This window comes from Reichenbachiella versicolor (genome assembly GCF_003171675.1).
Classification (GTDB): Bacteria; Bacteroidota; Bacteroidia; order Cytophagales; family Cyclobacteriaceae; genus Reichenbachiella; species Reichenbachiella versicolor.
Map to the genome: position 1 here is coordinate 16,743 of NZ_QFZQ01000016.1, position 25,710 is coordinate 42,452.

Below are 25,710 nucleotides of genomic sequence, written 5' to 3' on the forward strand. Positions count from 1 at the left end.
GAATTATATTAGATTTATACAATATTACGAGGGTTGAAAGGTATTTAACCATACGCAGAGTACAGAAAAGTTCAAATGGAAGATTATAATAAGATCATAGAATCTCTTGGAGTTCGATATATCAGCGCTAAGAATATTAATATTTTACAGCCTTTAACGATAGAAAACTACTATGATGTAGAAAATGTTTTCATCTTCGTTCATAAAGGAGAAGTTAAATTTGGTAAGGATAAAGAAGTAGTTAAAGAGAATGAAATTCTGTTCGTACCTGGTGGGAAAATGGTTTCTCTAACATATGGTAGCGGCAACCCTATCAATCTTTCCAATGATGATTTCCTCAATAACAAAGAGAAATTTCTTCACAATAACGAAGATTTCAGTCCAAGACCAGAAGTTGATAATGTCACATTGATCAACTTCGAAGCTAAAGTATTTGAGACAGTTAATTTCTTTGCATCACTTGATATTCCTGCATTCTCAATTAAAAACAACCATGTTTTAATTTCTCTTATCAAGCAGATTATACAAGAAACATATATTAGCTCACCTGGACAAAATCGTGTCATTAAACTAGAAACCGAACATTTGGTCATTGAGCTAATAAGACACGTCTTAGACAAAGGGCTATTCGTAGAGCAGCTGGCTACTAATGTTACATATTTTAAGGATCCAAGATTGATTGATATATTCTCATATATCAAGGACAATTTAGGAAGTGATCTATCCAATAAATCACTTGCAGGGGTAGCTAATGTTTCAGAAGATTATGTAGGTCAGTACTTCAAAATGCTTACCGGTATTAACCCCCAAGACTACATTGAATACCAACGCATGGAAGCTGCAGTAGCTCTTCTCAGAACTACTAAAAAGAGTATTCGAGATATAGGTAAAGAGGTTGGCTATAATGATACAGCATATTTTTGCCGTAGATTCAAAATGATGTTTGGCATACCTGCAGGAAAAATGAGAAGAAGAGAGACTTTAATTAACGTCTAATGTTTTATTAAGAGATTGGATTTTATCAGCTACTTGAGGAAGCAGATCATAGCTTTTCTCAAGAGCATTTCCAATAACTAACATATCAGCTCCCGCTTCGAGTGCCAGAGTAACTCTTTCGATTGAATTTAGTCCTCCTCCAACAATCACTGGAATGTCTACAGATCGACTCACTTTTGTAATAATTTTTTGAGGTACAGGATGCTGTGCACCGCTTCCTGCCTCAAGATATAAAGCTTTCAGTCCAAGCATTTCACCAGCCATAGCAGTACATGCGGCGATAGTAGGCTTATCAGATGGTATAGGAGTCGTGTTGCTCATGTAACTCGCTGATGTTTGTGGACCATTATTGATTAACATATATCCAACTGGAACAATTTCTAACTTACTTTTTTTAAGTACTGGGGCGGCATGAACATGCTGACCGATCAGGAATTCCGGGTTTCGACCAGATATTAAAGAAAGTAATAGGATACCATCCGCTTTTGTGTCAATCTGCAAGTGATAACCAGGGAAAATAATAACAGGGATATTACATATAGACTTGACTGTTGAAATCACAGTGGAAAAATTATCCGTTGTAATAAGACTTCCACCTACTAAAATGTAATCCACACAGTTTTCTATACAGGCATGAACCAATCTTGTAATGTCATGTATCTCATCCACTTTATCTGGATCAATAAGTACAGCCAGACTTTTTCTGTTAGCTTTCTTCTTTTCTATAAGTTCGTGTAGAATCATTTCTCTTCTTTCTGAGCTTTTTCAGAATTGAATTTTTCAATAATTATAGGCAAAAGCCTATACAAGGCACTATATACGAACTTTGGTGTGGCCTTACTTTTTCTCGTCTTTTTGCCTTTATCAGTATCATTTTCCTTATTTGAAAAACCACCAGACACTGCCTTGAATAGTATAAATCCCGCCATAGCACTTCCTGCCACAATACCTGCTTTCTTCAAATTGACCGTTAATTGTTTCTCAATCTGCTCAGAAGTATTATCAAGTTCTTTGAGTAATTCAGACTCTTTAGCCTTCAATATGGCACGTTTATCTAATAATTTTTTACTCGTTTTTCTCATCGGGTTCTTTTTGAGTCTCTAAAATCATTACTTCAAAAAAAGACTTGAGTTTTCCAGACCTAAGGAACAGAAGCACTATAATCAAGCCTAATACATAAATGCCAGCGGTAATAAAGAACCCAATAAAATCGCTATCTAACAAATAATTTAGGTAGAATGAGAGTCCCATTGACACTAACGAAAGCACAAATGATAACAATAGAAGAATTACAATATATGCAATCACCTGTGCCAATATATTGGCTACATGTTCGGTAATCTCGAGCTTAAATAGTTCAAACTTTATTTGAACGTAGTCGGATATGCTTTTCTTGATTTTTTCGAAATTGAATAAGTCAGCCAATGTATTCTGCTTTGTGTTGAAGGTTTAAATATAGCAGTAGTCTTTTTCTATCTCAACATGTAATGTTTATTTAGACACGTCTACCAAGAATACATCTAGTGTCAGTTATGAAACCAACCTATGCTTAAAGCAAAAAACACTCAATATTACACTTTCCAAAGAGACATATAATATTGAACCTCTTATCATGGAAATAAATTATTGATGGTTGGAATAATGTAATTCTAGATTAGCAGAAACAAGTTTATAGATATCGCAATGTTAAGGAAATGCCTTTTTTTAATATTAAAAGAATTACCTCTTATTGGTTTGTAAGTTCATTGATAGCCAACCAAGCCATCAATCCTGGTGCATAACTCAATGCATCTTCATCGATATCAAAAGTGGGAGTGTGCACACCTGAAACAATGTTCCTTTCTTCATTCCTAGTACCCAGTCTGTAGAAGCATGCATCCGATACTTGTGAATAGTACGCAAAGTCCTCTGCCGCCATCCATACATCTAGGTCAATAACATTTTCTTTGCCTAAAAATTCTTCTGCAGCTTGAATGGCTCTACTGGTTACCTCCGGATTATTTTCTAAATATGGATAACCTACATGAATATCAAAATCACATGACCCTCCCATGGATTCTGCAAGACCTTCTGCAAGTCTTTTCATTTTCTTGTGAGCTTCAAACCTCCAGTCTTCATTCAAAGTTCGAAATGTTCCTTTAATTTTTACCTCGTTTGGAATGACATTAGTAGCTCCTTTTGCTTCAACAAATCCAAAAGAAACGACAGACGGTATTTTAGGGTCATTTCTACGGCTTACGATCTGCTGAAGTGCGACGATTATATGTGATGCAATTAATACAGGATCTATGACTTGGTCTGGTAATGCAGCATGGCCCCCTTTTCCTTTTACAGTGACATGAAGTTCATCTGCACTAGCCATATACATTCCTTTTCTAAACCCTACTTTACCCGCAGGTATCCATGGCATTACATGTTGGCCAAATATACTTTCAGGCTTAGGGTTTTCAAGAATGCCTTCTTTGATCATTAAAGACGCCCCCCCTGGTAGTAACTCCTCTCCAGGCTGAAAGATAAGTTTAATTGTACCTTCAAATTCATCTTTGATTTCATGTAGAATAACCGCACTAGTCAGAAGTGATGATGTGTGAACATCGTGACCACACGCATGCATTACACCATGATTCTTTGATTTATATCGGACATTATTTTCTTCCACGATGGGAAGTGCATCCATATCTGCACGAAGCGCTACAGTTTTTTTTGATGGGTTTTTTCCTTGTATCAGTACTTCAAGTCCATTACCAGCAATTCCTGACCTAACTTTCAAGCCTTTACTTTCAAGGAAGTTTTTTACATACTTAGCCGTTTCTACTTCTTTGAAAGAAAGCTCCGGATTAGCATGCAAGTGATGTCTATTGTTCACGGTCTCAGCATGAAGTTCTGCTGAACGCATTTTTATTTTTTCTAACAAACCCATTCTAGCTTTTTTTGAGACAGGTTAATTATCTAAAGTCTCTAGATAATCTTCAATATTTATTTTGAAAGGCACCAATACCGCTCTTCCGAAGTTAGATTTTACAAGTGTGTAATCCGCATTCGCTTCCAACCTATCGAAGTATTGACCCATTCTCACTTTGTAATTAGGCTGTTCATAAGATACCCTAGGTCGTACTCCTTCCACCAATTCATAAGCCCTGCGTTTATATTCATTGGCCTTGTCTCTATTGTTTCCTGAATAAAGCTGAATAGTCCAACCCTCCACATATCTAGTGTCCTTACTCTGGGCAATAATAATCTGTCTAATACTATCCAATTCTTCGCGAATATGATTGGTCGGCTCGATGTCAGGTTTTACAAATTCTTCTTCCTGCTTTACAGGTTTTGTATTTGAATTGTCATCTTTTACAGCATATTCCTTACGATATATTGACAGGTCCTCTTCATAACTAGCTGTAGCTACAGTATTACTTGCTTTTGGAGCGCAAAACTGTAACAATGCAGCTATTGTAATGATTGGATACATCGGAGCAATATTGATTCTAAGCTTTTTCAATTGTATGCATTTAGGGATTCAAGAGTTATTTTTCTATCACCACACACTTTCCTTCCTTGACATCATTTTCAACACTTTTGAATTTGACATCTTCTTTCACAGATCCGTCAGTGTACTGTACTGTCACTCTATCGTTCCTTCCATAAACTTTATCTGATTTAATCGGAGCTGTTTTTTCTACTGGAGCTGTTCTATTTGAATTCGCTGACAATACAGAACCAGATTCTTCCTTCGATTCTTCATAGTTCTGTTTAGCCTTCTGTGCTCTAGCTTCTTGTACCTGATCAGGATCCTGACTAGCAATCTCAGCCTTAGTCAAAAAGCTAACCGTTTCTTCATTGACCTTGTTAACAAAACCTTTGAACATATTGAAAGATTCAAACTTATAGATCAATAATGGATCTTTCTGTTCGTGGACTGCCATTCTTACCGACTGTTTCAAATCGTCCATTTCGCGCAAATGTTCTTTCCAGTTTTGGTCAATCGTAGATAGAGCTATTATTTTCTCCATCTCCTTGATCATCTCACGTCCTTCTGTTTCTATAGTCTTCTCAAGGTTAGCTACTACTCCGACTCCTTTTTGACCATCTGTAAAAGGTACTTGCACATTTGTAAAAGTAGCTCCACGCTCCCTATGGATATTTTTCAGTACAGGTAATGATCGATCTCTCACCATATCATTTTTGGCTTGATAATTTTTCAAAGTTTCCTCATACAGGGAATATCCAAGATCCTCATTCGACATTGAATTGAAATTATCTTCTGAAATCTTAGTATCCAACCCTAATGCACTTAATGCACTAAGTTTGAAACCTTGGAAATCCATCGAGTCCTTAGAATTATTAGCAATATTCTCAGCCGTATCGTAAAGCATGTTTAGGATATCTAAATCCAAACGCTCTCCGAATAACGCATTTCTTCTTCGTTTGTAAATCACCTCACGCTGAGAATTCATCACATCATCATATTCTAATAGATGTTTACGAGTAGCAAAGTTGTTCTCTTCTACCTTTTTCTGAGCTCTTTCAATAGACTTTGTGATCATACTATGCTGTATCACTTCTCCCTCTTCTAGACCAAGTCTGTCCATTACTTTAGCGATTCTATCCGAACCAAATAGACGCATTAAATTGTCTTCTAGAGAAACAAAGAATTGAGAGGAACCCACATCACCTTGACGACCTGATCTACCTCTTAGCTGTCTGTCAACTCGACGAGATTCATGACGTTCAGTTCCGATAATCGCCAAACCACCGGCAGCCCTAGACTCTTCAGTCAATTTAATATCCGTACCACGACCAGCCATGTTAGTAGCTATCGTTACAGTACCTGGTTTACCAGCTTCAGCTACAATATCTGCCTCTTTAGCATGTTGTTTTGCATTTAAAACTTGGTGATTTATACCTTTCATCTTCAGCATTCTACTGACTACCTCAGAAATTTCTACGGAAGTGGTACCCACCAATACAGGTCTACCGGCTTGTGTCAACTCGACAATCTCATCCGCCACAGCATTGAATTTTTCACGCATGGTTTTGTAGACCTTATCTTCCATGTCCTGTCGTTGGATTGACCTATTAGTCGGAATAACAATTACGTCAAGTTCGTAGATTTCCCAAAGTTCACCAGCTTCTGTTTCTGCAGTACCCGTCATACCTGCCAACTTGTGATACATACGGAAATAGTTCTGTAAAGTGATCGTTGCATAGGTCTGCGTCGCATCCTCTACAGTAACATTTTCTTTCGCCTCTATCGCTTGATGAAGACCATCAGAATAACGTCTACCATCCATTACACGACCTGTCTGTTCGTCTACTATCTTAACTTTACCATCTACGACAATATACTCTGTATCTTTTTCAAATAAAGCATAGGCCTTTAGTAGTTGGTTTACTGAGTGAATTCTTTGAGCTTTTACAGAATAGTCTCTGATCAATTCTTCTTTTTGGTGAAGCATCTCTGTGCTATCTAAAGAAGTATTCGCTTCCAGTTTCGCTATCTCTGTTCCAATATCAGGCATGATAAAGAAGTTAGGGTCTTCACCCTCACCAGTAATCAAATCAATACCCTTATCTGTAAGTTCAATAGAATTAGACTTTTCATCAATAGTGAAATAAAGCGGCTCATCCGCCTTAGGCATTTCTTTTTGATTGTCTTGAAGATAAAAATTCTCTGTCTTTTGAAGAACTTGACGAATACCCATTTCAGATAGATATTTGATCAAAGGTTTATTTTTAGGAAGACCTCTGAAAGCTCTAAAAAGTGCTAAACCTCCTTCATTTTCGTCACCAGCTGCAATTTTCTTCTTAGCTTCAGTTAGATAAGAGGTAACTAATTTTCGTTGCGCATCTACCAGCTTACCAATTCTTGGTTTCAGCTCATAAAATTCATGTTCATCTCCCTTGGGAATTGGTCCCGAAATAATGAGTGGTGTACGAGCGTCATCAATCAACACTGAATCAACCTCATCGACCATAGCGAAGTGGTGCTTTTTCTGTACCAACTCCTCTGGCTCACGCGCCATATTATCTCTCAAATAATCGAAACCAAATTCATTATTCGTTCCGTAAATAATATCACAAGCATATGCTTCTCTTCGCTCAGCCGAGTTTGGTCTATGTTTGTCGATACAGTCTACCTTTAAACCATGGAATTCGAAGATTGGAGCATTCCATTCACTATCTCTTTTCGCAAGGTAGTCGTTCACTGTAATAACATGAACACCTCTGCCAGATAGCCCATTCAAATAGGCAGGAAGTGTAGCTACCAACGTTTTACCTTCACCAGTCATCATTTCAGCGATCTTTCCTTGATGAAGAACGACCCCTCCAATCAGCTGTACGTCATAATGAATCATCTTCCATTCTACCTCAACTCCAGAAGCTGTCCACTTGTTGTGCCAAATCGCTGTCTCTCCTTGAATCTCAACATTTGACTTCTTAGCTGCCAACATCTTGTCCATCATAGTGGCTTGAACTGTCAACTTCTCATTTTCTGTCAAGCGTCTAGCAGTTTCTTTGACTACAGCAAAAGCAACTGGAAGTATATCCAATAAAACCTCTTCTAGCTTTTCATCTCGATTCTTCTCCAATTGATCAATTTGCCCAAACACTTGCTCTTTTTCGGCAATATCAATATTTGGATTGTCCTCGATATATTGGTGATGCTTAGCCATTTCGTCATCTATTGACTTTAACCGCTCAGCAATAGTATCTTTTAATTCTTGAGTTTTTGCTCTCAATTGATCATCGGAAAGAGAAGATAACTTTGCATATTCTGCATTGATCAAGCCTACATAAGGTGTCAACTCCTTCAAGTCTCTGTCTGCCTTCGTTCCGAACAATTTCGCGGCACCCTTGGCTATGAAATCTAACATATTCGTCTATGATTATTTCCGATCTCGCATGTGCGGTCGGAATGCTACTGGTATATCTAAAACTATAATAACTTAAAAATAAGTCCGAAACATACTACGCATGCCCCGCCAAAATGGACGGTAAATTTAGTGGCTTTTTGGTATTAGGCTAGATTATAGAAAGGATTATGATTTGAAGGCTTGTAGAAAGTTATTTCGATTCTATTACTATTCATCTAAGAACCGCTTTCACTAGTTCTGATACGCGATGAAACTTTTCGGCGTCTGAGATTTCCCCTTGAGTAAGCAATACTATCTCTTTATTGGTATCAAATCCATGTGATACTTCTTCACAGGACAAAACATCAAAATCTATATTGTTCTTTTTTAATGCTGCAGAAATTGTAACCTTGGAGCTTCTAACCGAAGCAAAAGAGGCAAGGAAAATAGGTTTGCCTGGAAATTGTTCAATAGAGTTTTGTAATACTTCCCAGTACTTGTTTTTTACTGGAGATGATAAAGCCGTAGAAATAACAATTCCAGCAATACTCTCCGTTTCAAATTCAGATAATTGATTTATTGAGCTTAAAGGAATTGGATCACAATTTGCACTGGATATGAGTTTCTTCATATCAGAAATAATCAAATGGCTAGGGCGAGCGAGTAGCACTTTCCTCATGACGGGGGTGGATTATGTCTTAATTGGCTCTTCTTTTCCGCCAATTAATCGGTAAGATACGTTTTTTCAGTCTGACTTATAGTACTACTCTACCTTCAAAAACCTGTAGTGCTGGTCCAATCAACCAAATATCAGTGAATGAACCATTCTGTGTATTTTTAAATTTTACCTCTAAATCACCTCCAGGAGCAGTCACTTTGATGGGACTCATTAGCCCTTTGTCCGCTGCTGCAAGACAAGAAGCCGTAATTCCTGTGCCACAGGATAATGTTTCGTCTTCAACTCCTCTTTCATAAGTACGAACATACACAGAATGTTGATCCTTTACTTCAACAAAATTGACATTCGTGCCTTCTGGGCTATACTTAACTGAATTACGAATTGTCCTTCCTTGTTTTACGACAGGAGCCTCTTCTGCTCTTTCAACAAAAATGATGTGATGTGGTGAACCATTGTTTAGAAAATAATGGTCTTCATTTTTTACAGGGTATTCTTGATCATTAAGTTTCAATTCTACTATATCTCCATTAATCTTGGCTTCTAGTGGCCCATCTATAGTTTGGAATCTCGTTTCTGAATCAATAATTCCTAGGAACTTACTGAAACTAACTGCACATCGGCTACCATTTCCACAAAGGCTTTGACTACCGTCAGCGTTGAAATAAACCATTTCAAAATCTACACCATCGAAGTTTTGAATTAAAATCAAACCATCACCTCCAATTCCATATCTACGATCACAGAGTTTTTGTACAAGCTTCTCGTCATGAGGAAAGGCTTCGCTTCGGTTATCAATCATTACGAAGTCGTTCCCAGTACCTTGATATTTGTAAAATTCAATAGTCATATTAATATATTAGGTGGCTACGGTGTATCAATTCTGATGCCAAAAAGGATTGAAGAATTGTGAATTGATACAAGGCAAATATATGAATGGGCGAAAAAAAAGCCACTCGCAATAGCGAAGTGGCTTAAATTTTTTCAAAAGCTTAATATTAAAGTTTCTCTTTAATTCTAGCCGCTTTACCTTTTCTACCTCTCAAGTAATAAAGTCTTGCTCTTCTCACTTTACCTTTTCTCAATACTTCGATTTTCTCGATGTTTGGAGAAAGTAGAGGGAAAATTCTCTCAACAGCGATACCACTTGAAATCTTTCTTACAGTGAAAGTTTCACCGTTTGAGTTAGGGTTTTTTATTTGCATAACAGTTCCTTGGAACTGCTGGATTCTCTCCTTGTTACCCTCTTTGATCTTAACGTGGATGTTAACTGTATCGCCAGCTGCGAAAGAAGGAAGCTCTGCTCTTCTCTCTTTGCTTTCGTCTTCTATTAATTTTATTAGCTCGCTCATCTTATTAGCTTTTATGCCCTCTTCTGAAAATTGGAGTGCAAATATAGAGGATTAATTGTTTTAAACTAATGATTATTACAAATATCAAATATTTTTCTTGCCGATAAATACATTGTAAGTCACAGACTTAGCTTTCTCTATTATTAGTATCAAGCATCTTTTGTTGCTCTCCTAAGTCTATCATTAATAGAAAGCCCTAAACCTTCATTGGGAAATTCTTCTGCTACTATAGCATCTAATTCTAACGTATCTAAATAATGCATAGTATTGTAGAGTTTTGAAGCGGCTTCTTTCAAATTTCCATTCGGAGAAAGAATAATAACCTTATCTGCATTTATATTAGAAACTCTTTTGAATAAAATGACACCTACCTTTTTGTCAGAAAACTCTTCAAGAGCCTTTGAAACGTCTCGTACTAAATAAGTTTTTGTCCTTGGAGCATAATGTCTTGAAAGCATACCTGGAGCCTCAGGTGCCTTGTCATCTTTATTTTTCAACTGAATGGACCCAACAACATTTTCTATTTCCTCTCGCGAAATGGCACCTAATCTATATAAGATCGGTTCACCTTGTTCAAAACCTATAATAGTTGATTCGATTCCATTTTGACAATCTCCTCCTTCAAGTACCATTTCAATGCTGTCTTTGAAATAACCATCCACATGTGAAGCTGAAGTAGGGCTAATACACCCAAATGGATTTGCACTTGGTGCTGCTAAAGGAAAGTCCAATCTCTTTAATAATTGAATGGTCACCGGATGATTAGGCATTCGAACTGCTACTGTATCTTTTCCTGCACTAATCAAGTCCGGTATGATGGCTTTCTTTTTAAGAATCAATGTCAAAGAGCCGGGCCAAAAATGATCCGCAAGCTGTTTGGCTTTGTCAGGCAATTCCTCTGTTAAACCCAGCAGTTGATCTAAGGAATGAACGTGAACGATGAGTGGATTAAAAAGAGGTCGCTGTTTGGTTTCAAATATTTTATGAATGGCGCTTTCGCTAAAAATATTTCCAGCTAATCCATAAACAGTCTCTGTGGGAATGCCTACTAATTCGTTTCTATTCAAAATGGAAACGGCCATATCAATATCACTGGAAATGATGCTCATTGCAGAATATTATTCTTCTTTCAGCAGATCAGGTCGTTTTTGCTGAGTTCGTTTCACAGCTTGATCAAATCTCCACTCTTCAATTTTAGCATTATGACCTGATAGTAGAATCTCTGGTGCTTTCCATCCTTTATATTCGGCTGGTCTTGTGTATACTGGCGGAGCTACTAAATCATCCTGAAAAGAGTCTGTTAATGCTGATGTCTCATCAGACAACACTCCTGGAATCAATCTAATAATTGAATCCGAAACTACGGCCGCCGCTAATTCTCCCCCTGATAAAACATAGTCTCCAATGCTAATCTCACGAGTAATTAAATGCTCTCGTACCCGTTCATCAACACCTTTATAATGACCGCAAAGAATAATTATGTTTTCACAAAGACTAAGACCATTAGAAATAGTTTGACTTAAACGCTCCCCATCAGGACTCATATAAAGAACTTCGTCGTAACTTCTTTGAGATTTTAAATGTTCAATGCATCGATCTATTGGCTCTATCATCAGAACCATACCAGCGCCACCACCAAAAGCATAATCATCTACATTCTTTTGTTTACTGGTGGAATAATCTCGGAGATTATGAACATGAATTTCCGCGATGCCTTTATCATTGGCTCGTTTAAGAATGCTTTGGTCTATAAAACCATTGAACATTGTAGGCAAGCATGTGACGATATCAATTCTCATTGTCTTCCAAATACACCTCTAAGAGACCTTCCGGCAGTTGTGCCTCTATCTTTCCTTCTTTGATATCTACCCTTTTGATAATTTCATCATTGATTGGAATCATGACTTCGACACCATTATATATCAATGAAATCAAATTTTGTGGTGGAATTTCATACACTTGATCGACCTTACCTAAGAGTTGGTCGTCATTATATAAATCCAAACCTATTAATTGATGGTAGTAGTAATCACCAGCAGGCAACTCAGGTAATATTTCCAAAGGAAGAAACAATTCACAAGAAACCATGGGTGATGCTTCTTCGATACTTTCGGTTTCCTCGAATTTAGCTAGTGCTTTCTTCCCACTGACCTGAATATACTCTAAAAAAAATGGAACCAGCGCTCCACCCTGAAGGATGAGTACTGATTCCAATTCTTGATATGCTGATGGGTCATCAACGTCCAACATTAGCTGAACCTCACCCTTCAAACCATGGGTTTTGATCACATAACCGAGTTGGTAGCAATCTTCAACCTTCATAATCTAATTATTCAGCAGCTTTTTCTTCTTCTGCTGGAGTTTCTTCACTTGCTTCCGCTGCAGGCTCTTCAGCACTTTCTGCTGTTGCTTCGGCTTCTGCCTTAGCTGCCTCTTCGGCTGCGATCAACTCATTTTGCTTTTTAGCTAACTCTTCAGCTCTAGCTGCATTCACTTTTGCTTCTGCATCTAGTTTAGCTTTCTTATCAGCTTCTTTAGCTGCATTTACAGAATCAACCTCCTTTTGGATCAATCCTTCTTTCTCAGCAATCCATGCTTCGTACTTCTTATCAGCATCTTCCTGAGTGATTGCTCCTTTATTCACACCTACTTGCAGGTGTTTCTTCAATAAAACTCCCTTAGTAGAAAGAAGTTTTTTTGCTGTCTCAGTTGGTTGTGCACCATCCATTACCCATTTGAAAGCTTTATCAACATCGATGTTGATGATCGCTGGATCATGGTTTGGATTGAACGAACCTAACTTCTCGATAAATTTACCATCACGTGGTGCTCGAGCGTCTGCTACGACTACATCGTAAATCGCTCTCTTTTTTCGGCCTCTACGAGCCAATCTAATTTTAACTGCCATTTAGCTTTTAAATTAAAGTCGCGGAACACGTCCGCAGTTTTAGTAAAATGAGCGCAAATGTAAATAGAAAATTATTGAAAGTGAAATGATTAGCTATGAGTCAATAAACATTGTTTTATTTGATTCACTGCAGATAACATCACTTCAACAACTGATAAGAAATAAAGGCAAAGACATATGCTGCTCCAGACATATAGAACAGTTGTAATATTGGCCATTTCCAAGACTTGGTCTCTCGCTTGACCACTGCCAATGTACTCATACACTGCATCGCAAAAGCATAAAAGATCATAAGTGATACTCCAAGAGCCAATGAATACATCGGTTGACCTGTGTATGGATTGATTTCAGCTCTAAGTTTTTCCTTAATCGTAGCTTCATCCTCCGCATCCGCTCCTACACTATATATGGTAGCAATTGTTCCTACGAAAACTTCACGTGCTGCGAATGAAGTGATCAAGGCAATACCAATTTTCCAATCATAGCCTAAAGGCCTAATGGCTGGTTCGATAGCTTTTCCCATGACTCCTGCAAAAGAATGCTCCAATTTATAGGAGACTAATACGTCTTCATACTCCTTAGACCCTACTACCAACTCTGGATTTTCTTGCTGTACGTATTTATCGGGATTGTTGAACTCATCGCCAACTCCATAAGAAGCCAAAAACCAAAGAATAACGCTAATCCCAAGAATTACTTTACCAGCCTCAAAAACGAATGTCTTACTTTTTGAATAGATAGTAGTTCCTACATTATTCCACTTTGGCCATCGGTAGACAGGAAGCTCCATGATGAAGTAACTTCTTTCATTTACTTTCAAAATCTTTTGCATGGCTAATGCCGATAGTATAGCTCCTAAGAACCCAACCAAGTATAGAGCCATGAGGGCTAGACCTTGAAGGTGCAAGAACCCAAACACATATTCATTTGGAACAACTAGGGCAATTAAAATAGCATAGACAGGTAGTCTTGCCGAGCAACTCATAAATGGTGTCACAAATATGGTTATGATTCGATCTTTCCAACTTTCAATGTTTCTGGTAGCCATCACGGCAGGTATAGCACAGGCGACTCCTGATATCAACGGAACTATGGACTTACCATTCAGGCCGAACTTGCGCATTATTTTGTCGGTCAGAAATACGGCACGAGCCATATATCCAGACTCTTCCAAAATCGCGATAAAACAGAATAGCAAAGCGATCTGTGGGATAAAAATCACTACGCCTCCCAAACCAGGAATAATACCTTCGACAATAAGATTAGTTAAGATTCCTTCTGGTAAGAACTGACTCACGCCAGAGCTCAACTTAGCGAAAGTAGTATCAATCAAATCCATAAAAGGTTCTGCCCAGCTGAAGATGGCCTGAAACAGCAGAAACAAAACCAAAAGGAAAATAGCATAACCATAGACCTTATGAGTAAGTACTTTGTCCAGTTTATTAGCAAAACTCCTGCCTAGCTCCTCATCTGATTTAGTGACAACTTTCGCTAATTTCTCTCTGATCAGATTGTATCTATCAACTGTCTCTTTGGTTTGATATTGTCTATCACAGAAGTTGTGCTCCACTTTAGCATCTGCTATGAACTGCATTTCTTCTACAGAAAGATATGATTTACTTTCTGTCTGCTGAGCATATTGGTAGGCTACGTAATCATTGTCAATATTGAACCTATCCTTAATGATTGGAATCAGACCGGGACAAAAAGAGTTGATATCATAGAAGCACTCGGATTTTTGTTTTTTAACAGATACAATCTGTTTTTTTAATCGATCTAAGCCTTCACCTGTACGTCCGTTGATGGTCACGACTTTAGTGTCAAATTCCTTTTCAAGGGCTGATATATCTATGTTTAAACCAGCCTTATTGGCGGCATCCAACATATTTAAGGCTAGAATAGTCGGGATTCCAAGGTCTTTGACTTGAGAGAAAAGCAAAAGGTTTCTTTCAAGGTTAGAAGCATCTAATATAGCCACTATCACATCTGGAAAATCAGAAGCTTCTGGATCACTTAAGACATCAAATACTACACGCTCATCCATCGTACGTGGATAAATACTGTAGGTACCTGGTAAATCAACGACATTGATTTCTTTGCCTTTGTAGGTAAATGCTCCTGAAACTTTGTCCATCGTGACACCAGGGAAGTTCCCTACCTTTTGGTTCAACCCAGTCAGTTGATTAAACATGGACGTTTTGCCGGCATTAGGATTACCGACTAGTGCTATATTGATGGTGTCTTGACTCATGCTTCGGACAAACTGATGGTGCGTGCTTCTTCTAATCTCAAGGACAAATCGTATCCTGTCACTCGAATACAAATAGGATCACCGAGAGGAGCAGCAAACTTCATTTCGATTTCCGTTCCTGGAAGAACTCCCATCTCAAGAAGCTTGAGTGAGATGTATTCATCATTGAAATCCTTCACGATGCCTTTTTGACCAGGCTTGAGATCAGCTACAGAAACCATTATTTAGATTTGATAAAAATAAGCGCAAACATAGGATATTCATTTAATAATGAATAGATAATAATGATCTAATGCATAATAGATGACATGATTACAGTCACTCATTAAATATTGAGAAACTTTTCAGTATCCTTTTTTTCTATTCTTGGGATAGAATCATTCATTTTGGGCATGGCAAAAGCAAAAACCATTTATATCTGTCAAAACTGTGGTGCTCAGTCTCCGAAGTGGACGGGTAAGTGTAGCTCATGTGGAGAGTGGAATACTTATGTGGAAGAGGTAGTTTCTAAGGAAGATAAGAATACTCGAATATGGAGTAGCGAAGAAAAGCCCTCTGGATTACCCAATAAACCTGTAAAACTAACAGAAGTCAAAGCAGAGGAAAGTGACCGAATGCTGACTGGTGACTTGGAACTTGACAGAGTGTTAGGTGGGGGAATTGTTGCTGGGTCTCTTGTCTTGATAGGCGGTGAACCGGGAATCGGTAAGTCTACCTTGTTTTTGCAATTGGCATTAAGCTTATCTTCAAGGAAAGTGCTCTATGTATCTGGAGAGGAAAGCTCTCAGCAAATAAAAATGCGAGCGGACAGGATGAACAAAGGCGAAAGGGAGCATTGCTACCTACTGACCGAGACTTCACTGACTAACATTTTCCAACAAATCAAACAGCTAGACCCTGACATTCTAATCATTGATTCTATCCAAACGATGCATTCTCCTAAAGTAGAAAGTAGCGCAGGTAGTGTCAGCCAAGTCAGAGAGTGTACTGCAGAACTTCTTCAGTTTGCCAAGACATCTAATATCCCCGTTTTCTTGATCGGACACATAACGAAAGAAGGTACCATAGCCGGACCAAAGGTTTTAGAACATATGGTTGATACTGTTTTGCAGTTTGAGGGAGACAGGCATCTGAGCTATCGTATTCTAAGAACAGTCAAAAACAGATTTGGAAGTACATCAGAGATCGGCATATATGAAATGCTCGGCGACGGTATGCGACAAGTTTCTAATCCATCAGAAATCTTGATATCAGATAAAGCGGATGAACTTAGTGGTGTAACAATCGGTGCTACTATTGAAGGCAATAGACCATTGTTGATCGAAACGCAAGCTTTGGTAAGTGCCTCTGCCTATGGTACCCCTCAGAGAAGTACTACGGGCTATGATGCCAAGCGCCTGAATATGATGCTTGCCGTTTTGGAAAAACGCGGTGGATTACGCCTTGGCAATCAAGATGTCTTTCTGAATATAGCTGGTGGATTGAAGATTGATGACCCAGCGTTGGACTTAAGTGTATGCGTGTCGATCGTCTCCTCATATGAGGATCGTGCCATATCTTCTAAAATCTGCTTTGTCGGAGAAGTTGGTCTTGGCGGAGAAGTAAGAGCAGTAAATAGGATAGACAATAGAGTCCTAGAGGCAGAAAAACTCGGATTTGAAGAAATCTATGTTTCTTCATCAAGTCAAAAAGGTCTGGAGAAAATGGATCGTAATATCAAAGTGACATTTGTCAGCAATATTGCTGAAGTGTTCAAAGAACTGGCTTCTTGATGAATCAAGAAGCTTTGCTTTGTACATTTTCAGTAGACATATATAGTCAACCGGAGTTCAATTATGAAAGCCTAGCTACACAACTATTGTTTCATAATTGATCACTATGATGCCATAATCTACTTCTCTATTGCCATAATTATCTCCCAGATATTCATAATATCCTTCTCAACTATCATAATGTATATCTTAATCTTAATAATAGACAGATTATATCCCATAACGTAGAACTACACTTCCATAACAGCCTGATCAAATATCATAACATATAGATTGGATATCATAATCTACTTTTCTAATACCATAACTAGACTCTTATCATCCGCAATAGCTAATTCAAGTATCACTACTCAGTTTTTGCCTCCATTGAACCAGAGACTATAATATTAAGAAGCTTCATGATTATGAATCACTGCAATAGGTATTTAGTCTGGAATAGTCACACTATCATTTACCATATGACCTAGGTGTGCTCAATAAAATATGTCATCTATGGTGTAGCTTCTTATCTTTGCTGCCAATTGAGTTTTTCCGCCTGTCCAGTATAAAACAAAGAGATATGAACGCAAGTGTAGAATACATCAAAAATCATCAAGAGAAGTTTTTAGACGAACTATTTAAACTTCTTAGAATCCCATCAATCAGTGCTGATTCACAATATAAGGATGAAGTAAGAGCGACGGCTGACTTTGTACAGGCCAAACTTAAGGAGGCGGGCTGTGACAAAGCCGAAATCTGTGAGACTCCTGGACACCCTATCGTCTATGGCGAAAAAATTATTGACGAAAGTCTACCTACCATTCTTGTCTACGGACACTATGATGTTCAGCCAGCAGATCCATTGGATCTATGGGATTCACCTCCATTCGAACCTGTAATCAAAGACGGAAGAATTTACGCAAGAGGAGCCTGTGATGATAAAGGTCAATTCTATATGCACGTAAAAGCCTTTGAAGCAATGGTCGCCAACGACGAATTGACTTGTAATGTAAAGTTCATGATCGAAGGTGAAGAGGAAGTCGGATCGGACAACCTGGGTGATTTTGTGAAGGCCAACAAGGAAAAACTAAAGTCTGATATCATCGTGATCTCGGATACCAGTATGATTAGCAATGACTGTCCCTCAATCACCGTAGGTCTTAAAGGGCTTAGCTATCTAGAAGTAGAGGTAACTGGCCCGAATCGTGACCTTCACTCTGGAGTGTATGGTGGTGGAGTAGCTAATCCAATCAACACCCTATGCGACATGATTTCATCCTTGATGGATGACAAAGGCCGTGTGACTATTCCTGGATTTTATGACAAAGTAGTAGAGCTCACTGCTCAAGAGAGAGCTGACTTAAACGCTGCTCCATTCGACGAAGAAGATTACAAAAAAGATCTTGACATCGCTGCGGTAAAAGGCGAAGATGGATATACCACTCTTGAAAGAGTTGGTATCAGACCTACTCTAGACGTCAATGGTATCTGGGGTGGCTACATCGGTGAGGGAGCCAAAACTGTACTCCCATCAAAAGCATACGCTAAGATTTCGACTAGACTCGTACCGAACCAGTCTAGTGACGAAATCACGGAGCTATTGGTAAAGCATATAGAAAACATAGCTCCTGATTACGTGAAAGTAAAAGTCACTCCTCACCACGGTGGTGATCCTGCTGTCACACCTACTGATTCCAAAGGATACTTGGCAGCAGCCCAAGCGGTGGAAAAAGCATGGGGCAAAAAGCCAATCCCTACAAGAGATGGAGGAAGTATTCCTATCGTCGCACTGTTCAACGAAGAACTTAAAGTTGACTCCGTACTGCTTGGAATGGGACTAGACGAAGATGCTATTCACTCCCCAAACGAAAGCTATGGTGTAGAAAACTACATGAAGGGTATCGAAACGATATCTTGGTTTCACCAATATTTCGCAGAAACAAAATAAGACGAAGCCCCCCGACTTAGCGGTCGGGGAATTCAACCCAATGAGCTATCGCTCAGTCGATGAGACTCATTAGTAGATCAATCAATGCTTTATATTCTTTTTAGATTTTATAAAGCTTCAATGGAGACAAAATGCGCAGAAGTAAATTAGTAGTCAATTGTCAACCCTTAATCATCCCTCACCTCCAAAAGGAAGTGGAAGATTTGGGTTACAGAATATTGAGAAAGGATAGAACAGGTCTCACTGTAGAGGGTGGCTGGAAGGAAGTCATGCACCTCAATATGAACCTTCGCTCTGCCTCAAAAGTACTTTGGCTGATCAAATCTTTTGAAGCAAATAGTCCAGATGCGCTCTACAAAGAAGCAAAGAAAATTCCTTGGCATAAGCTTATCCCAAAAGATGGATTTATCTCTATTCAATCTTTCGTAAAGAATGACCATATTCTGGATACGCGATTTGCTAATCTAAAATTGAAAGATGCGATTGTAGATAAGATGCAAGAAGAGAACGGTTTTCGTCCAGACTCTGGTAAGGAACGCGATCGCACGGTATTATATCTCTATTGGTATCTCAATAAAGTCTATGTCTATTTCGATACTTCTGGTGAAACTATTTCTAAGCACGGCTACCGAAAGATTCCTTTTAAAGCTCCGATGCTAGAGTCTCTAGCTTCAGCCTGTCTGACTGCCGCCGACTGGAATGATCAGAAAGGAACTTTCATCAATCCTATGTGTGGTAGTGGGACTTTAGCGATCGAAGCCGCACTTATGGCAGCTGGTATTCCTCCAGGATGGAAGCGTAAAAACTTCGGTTTCATGCATATCAATGGCTACGACCCATCGCTTTGGAAAGAAGAAGTGGCTAAAGTAGAACCGAATCTAAAGATTAAATCCACCATCATCGCTAGTGATTGGAATGGTGATGCACTCAAAGCAGCAGAAGCAAATGCTAAGCTCGCTGGTGTAAATCATATCATCAACTTTGAACGATGCTCATTCGAAAAGACTTTTGTTCCCTCAGGTAAGGGAGTCGTGATGCTAAACCCTGAGTACGGTGAACGTCTTGGGGATGAAGGTCCCCTTCAGCAAGTATATTCTGAGATTGGTGACTTTTTCAAGCAGTCTTGCAAAGGGAAAGTGGGTTATATTTTCACTGGTAACTTATCTCTAGCTAAGAAAATAGGTTTACGTCCAAAGCGCAGAATTGAGTTTATGAATGCCAAGATAGACTGTAGGCTACTGGAATACGAACTGTACGAAGGAAGCAGAAAAAAATAGCCTTACCATAATCGTCTGAGCAAATAGTAAAGACCTTTTTCAAAGCATATAGATATTTGACAATTGTCAGTCAACCATTGATAATTTCAACTGGTTTTCTACATTTGCAGACCTTCAAGGTTTCGGGGTGTAGCGCAGCCCGGTTAGCGCACCACGTTAGGGACGTGGGGGTCGCTGGTTCGAATCCAGTCACTCCGACTCTGATAGAGACAGAAAAGCTTAGCAGTTGCTAGGCTTTTCTTTTTTATATAAAGTTCGTTTGAGACCTTTTTCAAGGAAGCAATTTCCCTCATGGCAGTTTGAAACTGTTAGTAAAATAGAGACTCATCAACTGAGTGTATCGATTAGTCTCTTGTAACGGTGAAGACCATATTGATTGACAAATAATCTCATCCCATAATAAAGGTCGAAATTATTCTCTTTCAAAGTCTGTTCGATTTCTTGCATAAAAGCCATCCGCTGTATCTTCTTGAGCTTATGTGGCAAGCATCGCTGCATATGCTGTAAGATTATTCCTTTGTCAACTGTCTTGATGATATCTATAGATCGATAGACATGCTTATCGATGTACTGATCATGACTATTTTCTATCAGTGTTTCGCAATACCTCTCCAGCGCGTCAATGATCAACTTAGGACCTACCGGTATAAACTGAATATCTTCATTGCTTGAGCTTTTGGAAGATGGTTTAGAACTGATGCTGTAAAAATTCAGGTTGGTAAGTCCTTTGATACCTAGGCCAATACTGATGGGACTCAGTACCGAAGCTACTTGTCCAGTAGGAAGAACATGATTGGTTTTCATGGCCCAATAAATAAGAGCGGCCAATGCACCGTGTAAGAATCCAAAAACGTGAAAGGGTATAGAAAAGCGGAAAAGGAGAAAGTAATTGTTTCGAAACTTCCTGTATCCATATTCAAGCATGGATATCAAATAGGCAAATGCCCAAGCTATTAATAAGGGGAAGTAATCCGCCAAAGTGATGTGGTCAAATCAATAGATAATTCAAATAAACTAGGCTACTTCTGAAAGGCCTTCTTCAGTAATAAAAACCTGATCCTTGTCTATTCTGGCCATTCCAAGGTGAGACAATCTATATACTACTCTGCGTATGTCATCTGATGAAGCGTGTAATCTGCGACTGATCGTATCTATACTGATACTAGAAGTACTATTGTCTAGCATGTCTACCATAGCATTAGCTACTCTCAGTGATAATGGCTCTGTTTTTTTCATTTAAATAGGTTTTGCCCTTTATCTCCCGCACAGAACCCCACATGATTAATACATTCATGCCATTGATAGCCCAATAATACTGTTAACCCTGTAAGTTTCATATGCCTAATTTGTTCAAAAGTACCAATTTCATAGGTTAGAATCAAGTCTTATATGGCTGGTTTTTTGTGAAATAACTAACGATAAGACAATCTATCATGTTTCTTTTTTCTGATCGCTAAATCTCCCTTTTTACATGTTTCTTATCATATATTCTATGGCTCCTCTTCACATTTGTGAACAACGAGAGATTCACTGATATGTGTTTGTTGTAAGTATTAATAGTGTCTTGTCAGAAAGAATACTGATCGTTGTTGGATTCAAGTCTCAGACTGAAAACTGGTCTTATTTCTTCTTAACCGCACATCTTACAGCACGTAAAGTCCGAGTTGCAAACTCGAACTAGCCATTACTTTTTATCTACGTTTGGACTAGCGGGGGAGCTGGGTCTTGTTTTGACGATAAGTTCCGCTTTCTCGACACGTCTTCGGTTGGTTCACTTGCGTTCATCTCTTTTATACCTACCTGATACTTTATAGATACTTTTTCCCTATTCCGCTCAATACCTGACAATTACTCACCAAGCACCGTAGGGTGGTTTGAAGACTGTTCCTGAAAACCGCCTTCGGAGGGCCATACCTCCATCTCAATTACAGCATGTGAAAGAACTGTTATTATTATTTTTTCGAGCTTTCACTTCTCGGCACACCTCGGACTAGCGGGGGTAGGCTACGGAAATAGGTCAAATAATGGGGCTTTTTTACCAAGCCAGCCAGTGACAAATGCAGAAATTAATGTTGATACTATTACAAAAATTACTAGCCCCAGCCTTTCGATAACTTCTCTGAAGCTTTTAGGGCCTGAGACATAATCTTTGTAGTGAAAATCGTCCATTATCTTCAAATACCGGTCGTTTTTTATAAGATAAAAATAGTTCAATACGGTAGTTGATCCGATTGTGATTGCCACTATGATAATGTTTTTTGTAGTCGATTGTAAATCACCTAAAGCTTCGTTTACGCTAAATCCAGTAAAATATCTTATGTACCCAAATAGTAAAATTATATTACCACCTATGAAGGCAGATAGATAAATATATACAGCTAAAACTGCTTCTTTTTTTGAATATCCCCCCGGAGCTGCATTTTTAGTTCCTAAAGCTTGCGCCCACATTTTTGAATAAAGACTCATTTATTTAATATATGAGTCGTAAATATCATATCCCAATCTTGCTCCAAAATATACCCCAGAAGCAATACCTATGCCTATTGCAACTGGTGCGGCTACTGTTATTCCCGCTAACCCTGCCAGTGTAACACCGATTGCTGCTGTTCCAACTGCTAAATCAGCAATATCCCCCTTGCTGGTGCGAGCTTTTAGCTCGTATCATAGTCATTCATGAAGTAAAGGATAGTCGGTTGTCTTGCAGATCGTAAAGTCCGAGCTACAAGCTCGAACTAGCGATTATCTTTTCCGCTCGCACCAACGGGGGACTGAAGATGATCAGTTATTTAAAGATCAGGGCATGCTACAGAGACTCAAAGAGCTGAGCCAGTTACCTGCAGCGGACAAAGAGCATATCCTTTATACGCTCGATGGTCTATTACAAAACGTGAAGGCTAAGCAGGCTTTCGCTTCATAACATATCACTTTTCTGCTAGGCATATCTCGACCTCTTTTTTGAGCTTGAGAGCCAACGTATCGTCGGGGTAATTTTCTAGATGTTTATTGATGTCTGTGAGGGCTAGATTATACTTTTCTAAAATATGATAGGAATCTGCCCTTAGATACCAAGCATTTCCACATGAGCTTTCAGGAGTTGTACTTTGCTTACAGTCAGTTATCCATTTATTCAAGTATTCAATAGAAGCTGAGTAATCTTTTTGGGCTCGTTTAGTTATTGCGAGATTGGCAAAATGCTCATAATGCAGCTTACTTTTATCGGATTTTAATGCTTCGCTATAGTAATGTTCCGCACTGTCGTATTTCTCTAGTACCGAATAAATATGACCTAATTGCTCATGTGAAAATGGGTCGTCATAGTAACATGATAAAGCATTATTAAACCCCTTAATTGCGGCATCAAATGATTTTAAACCTTTGAGTGATGCACTCTTTAATGAAATTACCTCACAATGGTCAGGATGATCTTTCAATAGACTATCAAATAAGGTTATGGCTTTCGAGTATTGCTTTTTGCTGTAAGTTCTATAAGCGTTTCTGTATAACCTGTTTTGATCTGGTGTAAATGAAGAAACGCCATATTTCTGCCCAAAACAAACATGAATATTCATTGTTAAAATACTCAACACCAATAAGGATAATTTAATTTCCATTGAAACTGTAATTTTTGGTAAACGTTCGGTCTTCATTTCGTGTTATAATATGAGCGTCTTCTAATTCTGGATTAAACGGATCGTTGATTTGACTAAGATTGTTAATATCTCCGCTATTGATCTTAGAAGTTTCATCAGCTGTGGTGAAAATGAGTTCCATGTTCAATTCAGGATGATCTAGTAAAAACTCTTCGGTAGCTAAAGGCCCTTGTTCTATTATACTTTGAAGTTCATTGAAGGCAGCATCAAACATGATTTCATTAGTTTGTGCCTCTTGATATTCAACAACTGGACCTAATGGAGACGCATTAACTACATCCCTTGTTGGTGCGAGCTTGTAGCTCGTATCATAGTCATTCATGAAGTAAAGGATAGTCGGTTGTCTTGCAGATCGTAAAGTCCGAGCTACAAGCTCGAACTAGCGATTATCTTTTCCGCTCGCACCAGCAGGGGGAAGAACCTATAATGAAATGCCTGAGATAGAACTTCAGCAATATGTATAGTTCCCACTTTTCATCTCCGATATTTTTTCTAGCCCACCATTGATAGCCCTGCATTACTATCATTAAGCTCCAAAGTATTCTAGAGAGTTATTCATTTTGTTGTAATCCAACTATATGGACAAAATAGTTTCTAAAGTTCACATAGAGAATGATACCCTTGTCTTCTTTTTTCGCAGGATTCAAGATTGAGGTTACTTTTTTATCGAACTCCTCAAATTCCATTTCCCAAACATCATTGTTTAGGAAATCAAAAAATGGATAAGTGAAATATAGACTTGTAATCTTATCATCATTTACATCTATAGAATAAATTCTATCTCCTTTAACTTCGTAATTTCCATCTCCAATATATTTAACAAGACCCAAGTCTATTGCCTCTTGGATATTCATTCCTAGACTAATCCCATCAATGGTTTCTTTTTCAGAATTCCATTTCCAATATTTAGTTATTTTTTTCATCTTCTGTTAGCTTCCCTTATCTGGTAATCTACACTTGCTTTGTTAGCCTCTGGAGTATACAAGTTTTGTTCTTCAACCCCTCTCTTATATTCAAAGCCATAATCTTCTAAAGATTGTATATGAGCTTGTCTATATGGCAAACCTTCTGACATCAATTCTAACTCTCTTAATTCATGAGTATAAAAATTCAAATCTATATCAGTTGCCTCTATATCTCCGCTTAATATTTTTTCTAATCTAGCAATCATGACATCATTTCCAGCATCATAATCAAATTCAGGTCGTGATAAATGTTTTTTTACTTGGGCAATCCCTCTCTCTGTTACTGTAACATCTTTGATAGAGAATACCGTTTTTGCAGTAACATTATCCTTGCCAATCTTAATGTCAGGATTCTTAATCTTAATACCATCATCAATTTTTGATAATTTTCTAACACTTTTAATCTTAGATAGCCCTTTGTCTCCTGCTATTGATGAAGCGGCACCAACTGTTAATTTGGTAATAGCTTTTGTTCTTGATTGAGTATCTCCATTAATAATATCCTTATCTATAGTTTCATTTATAGAATCGGAAATAGCATTAAGAGTTGGCGTTTCTACAATGTCATTTCCAGGAAGAGCAAATACATTGACATTTGATATAAGGCCTTCATAAGCAACTTTACCAAGAGTCTTATACGTTTCGGCCTTGAAAATATCTTCAAAGAAAAACTGCTCAGTCTCTTGTCCAATTTCCCTCATTGCCTGATCAATCCCCTTTATTATAGGGTGATTCAGTTTGTTTGGAGCACTTCCATTAAGATCTCTTTGTCTTGAAGCAAACCTCCTTTGATTTCGTTTAGGAGTCCTTGTATTCTGCCTTCCATCAATATCCAAATCACTAATCGGATTATTATCCGCATAATTGTACGAAGACAAATGAGGATAATCGTCTTTTAAGCTATCTACGGACGAGAATCTACCAAGCCAAGGTATATACATCCTTGCGCCATAATAATAGAGTCCTGTTTCCTCATCCCTTTCTTTACCGACATATCGATATCGTTTGAGTGAGGTTTCGGTTTCGTTGCGTCCAGCTCTGTACGATGTTGTACCAAAAGGATGGTACTCTTCATAGGATATGAT

26 protein-coding genes and 1 tRNA gene are annotated in these 25,710 nt (G+C 38.3%); 5 read left to right on the forward strand and 22 right to left on the reverse strand.

Annotation, left to right across the window (positions count from 1 at the left end; genetic code table 11):
- The first annotated feature begins 75 nt into the window (after positions 1–75).
- Positions 76–996, forward strand: coding sequence for a helix-turn-helix domain-containing protein (locus tag DKG80_RS20585; RefSeq protein ID WP_109833279.1), 921 nt, complete (start codon positions 76–78; stop codon positions 994–996).
- Here the strand turns inward: DKG80_RS20585 and DKG80_RS20590 are convergent.
- From DKG80_RS20590 to DKG80_RS20660, 15 genes are all read right to left on the reverse strand, one after another.
- On the reverse strand, positions 982–1,740 hold the full coding sequence (locus DKG80_RS20590) for a geranylgeranylglyceryl/heptaprenylglyceryl phosphate synthase (protein ID WP_109833280.1): 759 nt from the start codon (positions 1,738–1,740) through the stop codon (positions 982–984). The genes DKG80_RS20585 and DKG80_RS20590 overlap by 15 nt on opposite strands.
- A complete protein-coding gene (locus tag DKG80_RS20595; protein WP_109833281.1) occupies positions 1,737–2,078 on the reverse strand; it encodes a hypothetical protein in 342 nt (113 codons plus the stop codon). Before DKG80_RS20595 ends, DKG80_RS20590 begins: the two co-directional genes overlap by 4 nt.
- Positions 2,062–2,421 (reverse strand): phage holin family protein, encoded by a 360-nt coding sequence (locus DKG80_RS20600; RefSeq protein ID WP_109833282.1) that lies wholly within the window; start codon positions 2,419–2,421, stop codon positions 2,062–2,064. The genes DKG80_RS20595 and DKG80_RS20600 overlap by 17 nt, the downstream gene beginning before the upstream one ends.
- Positions 2,422–2,722: 301 nt before the next feature.
- Entirely contained in the window at positions 2,723–3,916 is a 1,194-nt protein-coding gene (locus DKG80_RS20605) for a M20 metallopeptidase family protein (RefSeq protein ID WP_109833283.1), read from the reverse strand.
- A 21-nt stretch (positions 3,917–3,937) separates the two neighbouring features.
- On the reverse strand, positions 3,938–4,492 hold the full coding sequence (locus DKG80_RS20610) for an SPOR domain-containing protein (RefSeq protein ID WP_162556034.1): 555 nt from the start codon (positions 4,490–4,492) through the stop codon (positions 3,938–3,940).
- A gap of 25 nt (positions 4,493–4,517) precedes the next feature.
- A complete protein-coding gene (gene secA / locus DKG80_RS20615; RefSeq protein WP_109833285.1) occupies positions 4,518–7,868 on the reverse strand; it encodes a preprotein translocase subunit SecA in 3,351 nt (1,116 codons plus the stop codon).
- A gap of 211 nt (positions 7,869–8,079) precedes the next feature.
- Complete coding sequence (locus DKG80_RS20620) at positions 8,080–8,478, reverse strand: hypothetical protein (RefSeq protein WP_109833286.1); 399 nt, start codon at positions 8,476–8,478, stop codon at positions 8,080–8,082.
- Positions 8,479–8,602: 124 nt separating this feature from the next.
- On the reverse strand, positions 8,603–9,373 hold the full coding sequence (gene dapF, locus DKG80_RS20625; RefSeq protein ID WP_109833287.1) for a diaminopimelate epimerase: 771 nt from the start codon (positions 9,371–9,373) through the stop codon (positions 8,603–8,605).
- Between the two features lie 148 nt (positions 9,374–9,521).
- Positions 9,522–9,875, reverse strand: a complete 354-nt coding sequence (rplS, locus tag DKG80_RS20630) for a 50S ribosomal protein L19 (protein WP_109833288.1) — start codon at positions 9,873–9,875, stop codon at positions 9,522–9,524.
- A 149-nt stretch (positions 9,876–10,024) separates the two neighbouring features.
- The gene (locus DKG80_RS20635) at positions 10,025–10,984 is read right to left on the reverse strand and encodes an L-threonylcarbamoyladenylate synthase (RefSeq protein WP_109833289.1); all 960 of its coding nucleotides are present in this window, start codon (positions 10,982–10,984) and stop codon (positions 10,025–10,027) included.
- Between the two features lie 9 nt (positions 10,985–10,993).
- A complete protein-coding gene (gene trmD / locus DKG80_RS20640; RefSeq protein ID WP_109833290.1) occupies positions 10,994–11,674 on the reverse strand; it encodes a tRNA (guanosine(37)-N1)-methyltransferase TrmD in 681 nt (226 codons plus the stop codon).
- Entirely contained in the window at positions 11,664–12,197 is a 534-nt protein-coding gene (gene rimM, locus DKG80_RS20645) for a ribosome maturation factor RimM (protein WP_109833291.1), read from the reverse strand. Before rimM ends, trmD begins: the two co-directional genes overlap by 11 nt.
- A gap of 7 nt (positions 12,198–12,204) precedes the next feature.
- Entirely contained in the window at positions 12,205–12,783 is a 579-nt protein-coding gene (locus DKG80_RS20650) for a 30S ribosomal protein S16 (RefSeq protein WP_109833292.1), read from the reverse strand.
- A gap of 139 nt (positions 12,784–12,922) precedes the next feature.
- Positions 12,923–15,034 (reverse strand): ferrous iron transport protein B, encoded by a 2,112-nt coding sequence (gene feoB / locus DKG80_RS20655; protein ID WP_109833293.1) that lies wholly within the window; start codon positions 15,032–15,034, stop codon positions 12,923–12,925.
- Positions 15,031–15,255 carry a FeoA family protein gene (locus tag DKG80_RS20660; RefSeq protein WP_109833294.1) on the reverse strand — a complete coding sequence of 75 codons (225 nt, stop codon included), beginning with the start codon at positions 15,253–15,255 and terminating at the stop codon, positions 15,031–15,033. Before DKG80_RS20660 ends, feoB begins: the two co-directional genes overlap by 4 nt.
- Positions 15,256–15,426: 171 nt before the next feature.
- Here DKG80_RS20660 and radA point away from each other — a divergent pair, with 171 nt between their 5' ends.
- The 4 genes from radA to DKG80_RS20680 all read left to right on the forward strand — a co-directional run bounded on the left by radA (position 15,427) and on the right by DKG80_RS20680 (position 20,208).
- Complete coding sequence (gene radA, locus DKG80_RS20665) at positions 15,427–16,806, forward strand: DNA repair protein RadA (protein WP_109833295.1); 1,380 nt, start codon at positions 15,427–15,429, stop codon at positions 16,804–16,806.
- A gap of 559 nt (positions 16,807–17,365) precedes the next feature.
- Positions 17,366–18,733 carry a dipeptidase gene (locus DKG80_RS20670; RefSeq protein ID WP_109833296.1) on the forward strand — a complete coding sequence of 456 codons (1,368 nt, stop codon included), beginning with the start codon at positions 17,366–17,368 and terminating at the stop codon, positions 18,731–18,733.
- A gap of 131 nt (positions 18,734–18,864) precedes the next feature.
- Positions 18,865–20,010: a THUMP domain-containing class I SAM-dependent RNA methyltransferase gene (locus tag DKG80_RS20675; protein ID WP_109833297.1), complete on the forward strand. Its 1,146-nt coding sequence runs from the start codon at positions 18,865–18,867 to the stop codon at positions 20,008–20,010.
- Between the two features lie 123 nt (positions 20,011–20,133).
- Positions 20,134–20,208: transfer RNA gene (locus tag DKG80_RS20680), tRNA-Pro, on the forward strand.
- Between the two features lie 129 nt (positions 20,209–20,337).
- On the opposite strand, the gene DKG80_RS20685 is transcribed toward DKG80_RS20680, so the two are convergent.
- The 7 genes from DKG80_RS20685 to DKG80_RS20720 all read right to left on the reverse strand — a co-directional run.
- Entirely contained in the window at positions 20,338–20,814 is a 477-nt protein-coding gene (locus DKG80_RS20685) for a hypothetical protein (protein ID WP_162556036.1), read from the reverse strand.
- Between the two features lie 210 nt (positions 20,815–21,024).
- Complete coding sequence (locus DKG80_RS20690) at positions 21,025–21,246, reverse strand: hypothetical protein (RefSeq protein ID WP_109833299.1); 222 nt, start codon at positions 21,244–21,246, stop codon at positions 21,025–21,027.
- 768 nt (positions 21,247–22,014) lie between these two features.
- Positions 22,015–22,476, reverse strand: coding sequence for a hypothetical protein (locus DKG80_RS20695; protein WP_109833300.1), 462 nt, complete (start codon positions 22,474–22,476; stop codon positions 22,015–22,017).
- A gap of 455 nt (positions 22,477–22,931) precedes the next feature.
- Complete coding sequence (locus DKG80_RS20705) at positions 22,932–23,621, reverse strand: tetratricopeptide repeat protein (protein ID WP_162556038.1); 690 nt, start codon at positions 23,619–23,621, stop codon at positions 22,932–22,934.
- Complete coding sequence (locus tag DKG80_RS20710) at positions 23,611–23,982, reverse strand: hypothetical protein (protein ID WP_109833303.1); 372 nt, start codon at positions 23,980–23,982, stop codon at positions 23,611–23,613. Before DKG80_RS20710 ends, DKG80_RS20705 begins: the two co-directional genes overlap by 11 nt.
- Positions 23,983–24,211: 229 nt before the next feature.
- Positions 24,212–24,583 (reverse strand): hypothetical protein, encoded by a 372-nt coding sequence (locus tag DKG80_RS20715; protein ID WP_109833304.1) that lies wholly within the window; start codon positions 24,581–24,583, stop codon positions 24,212–24,214.
- Positions 24,580–25,710: RHS repeat-associated core domain-containing protein (locus tag DKG80_RS20720; protein ID WP_162556039.1), on the reverse strand; the 1,131-nt coding region annotated here is incomplete at its 5' end. The genes DKG80_RS20720 and DKG80_RS20715, both read right to left, overlap by 4 nt.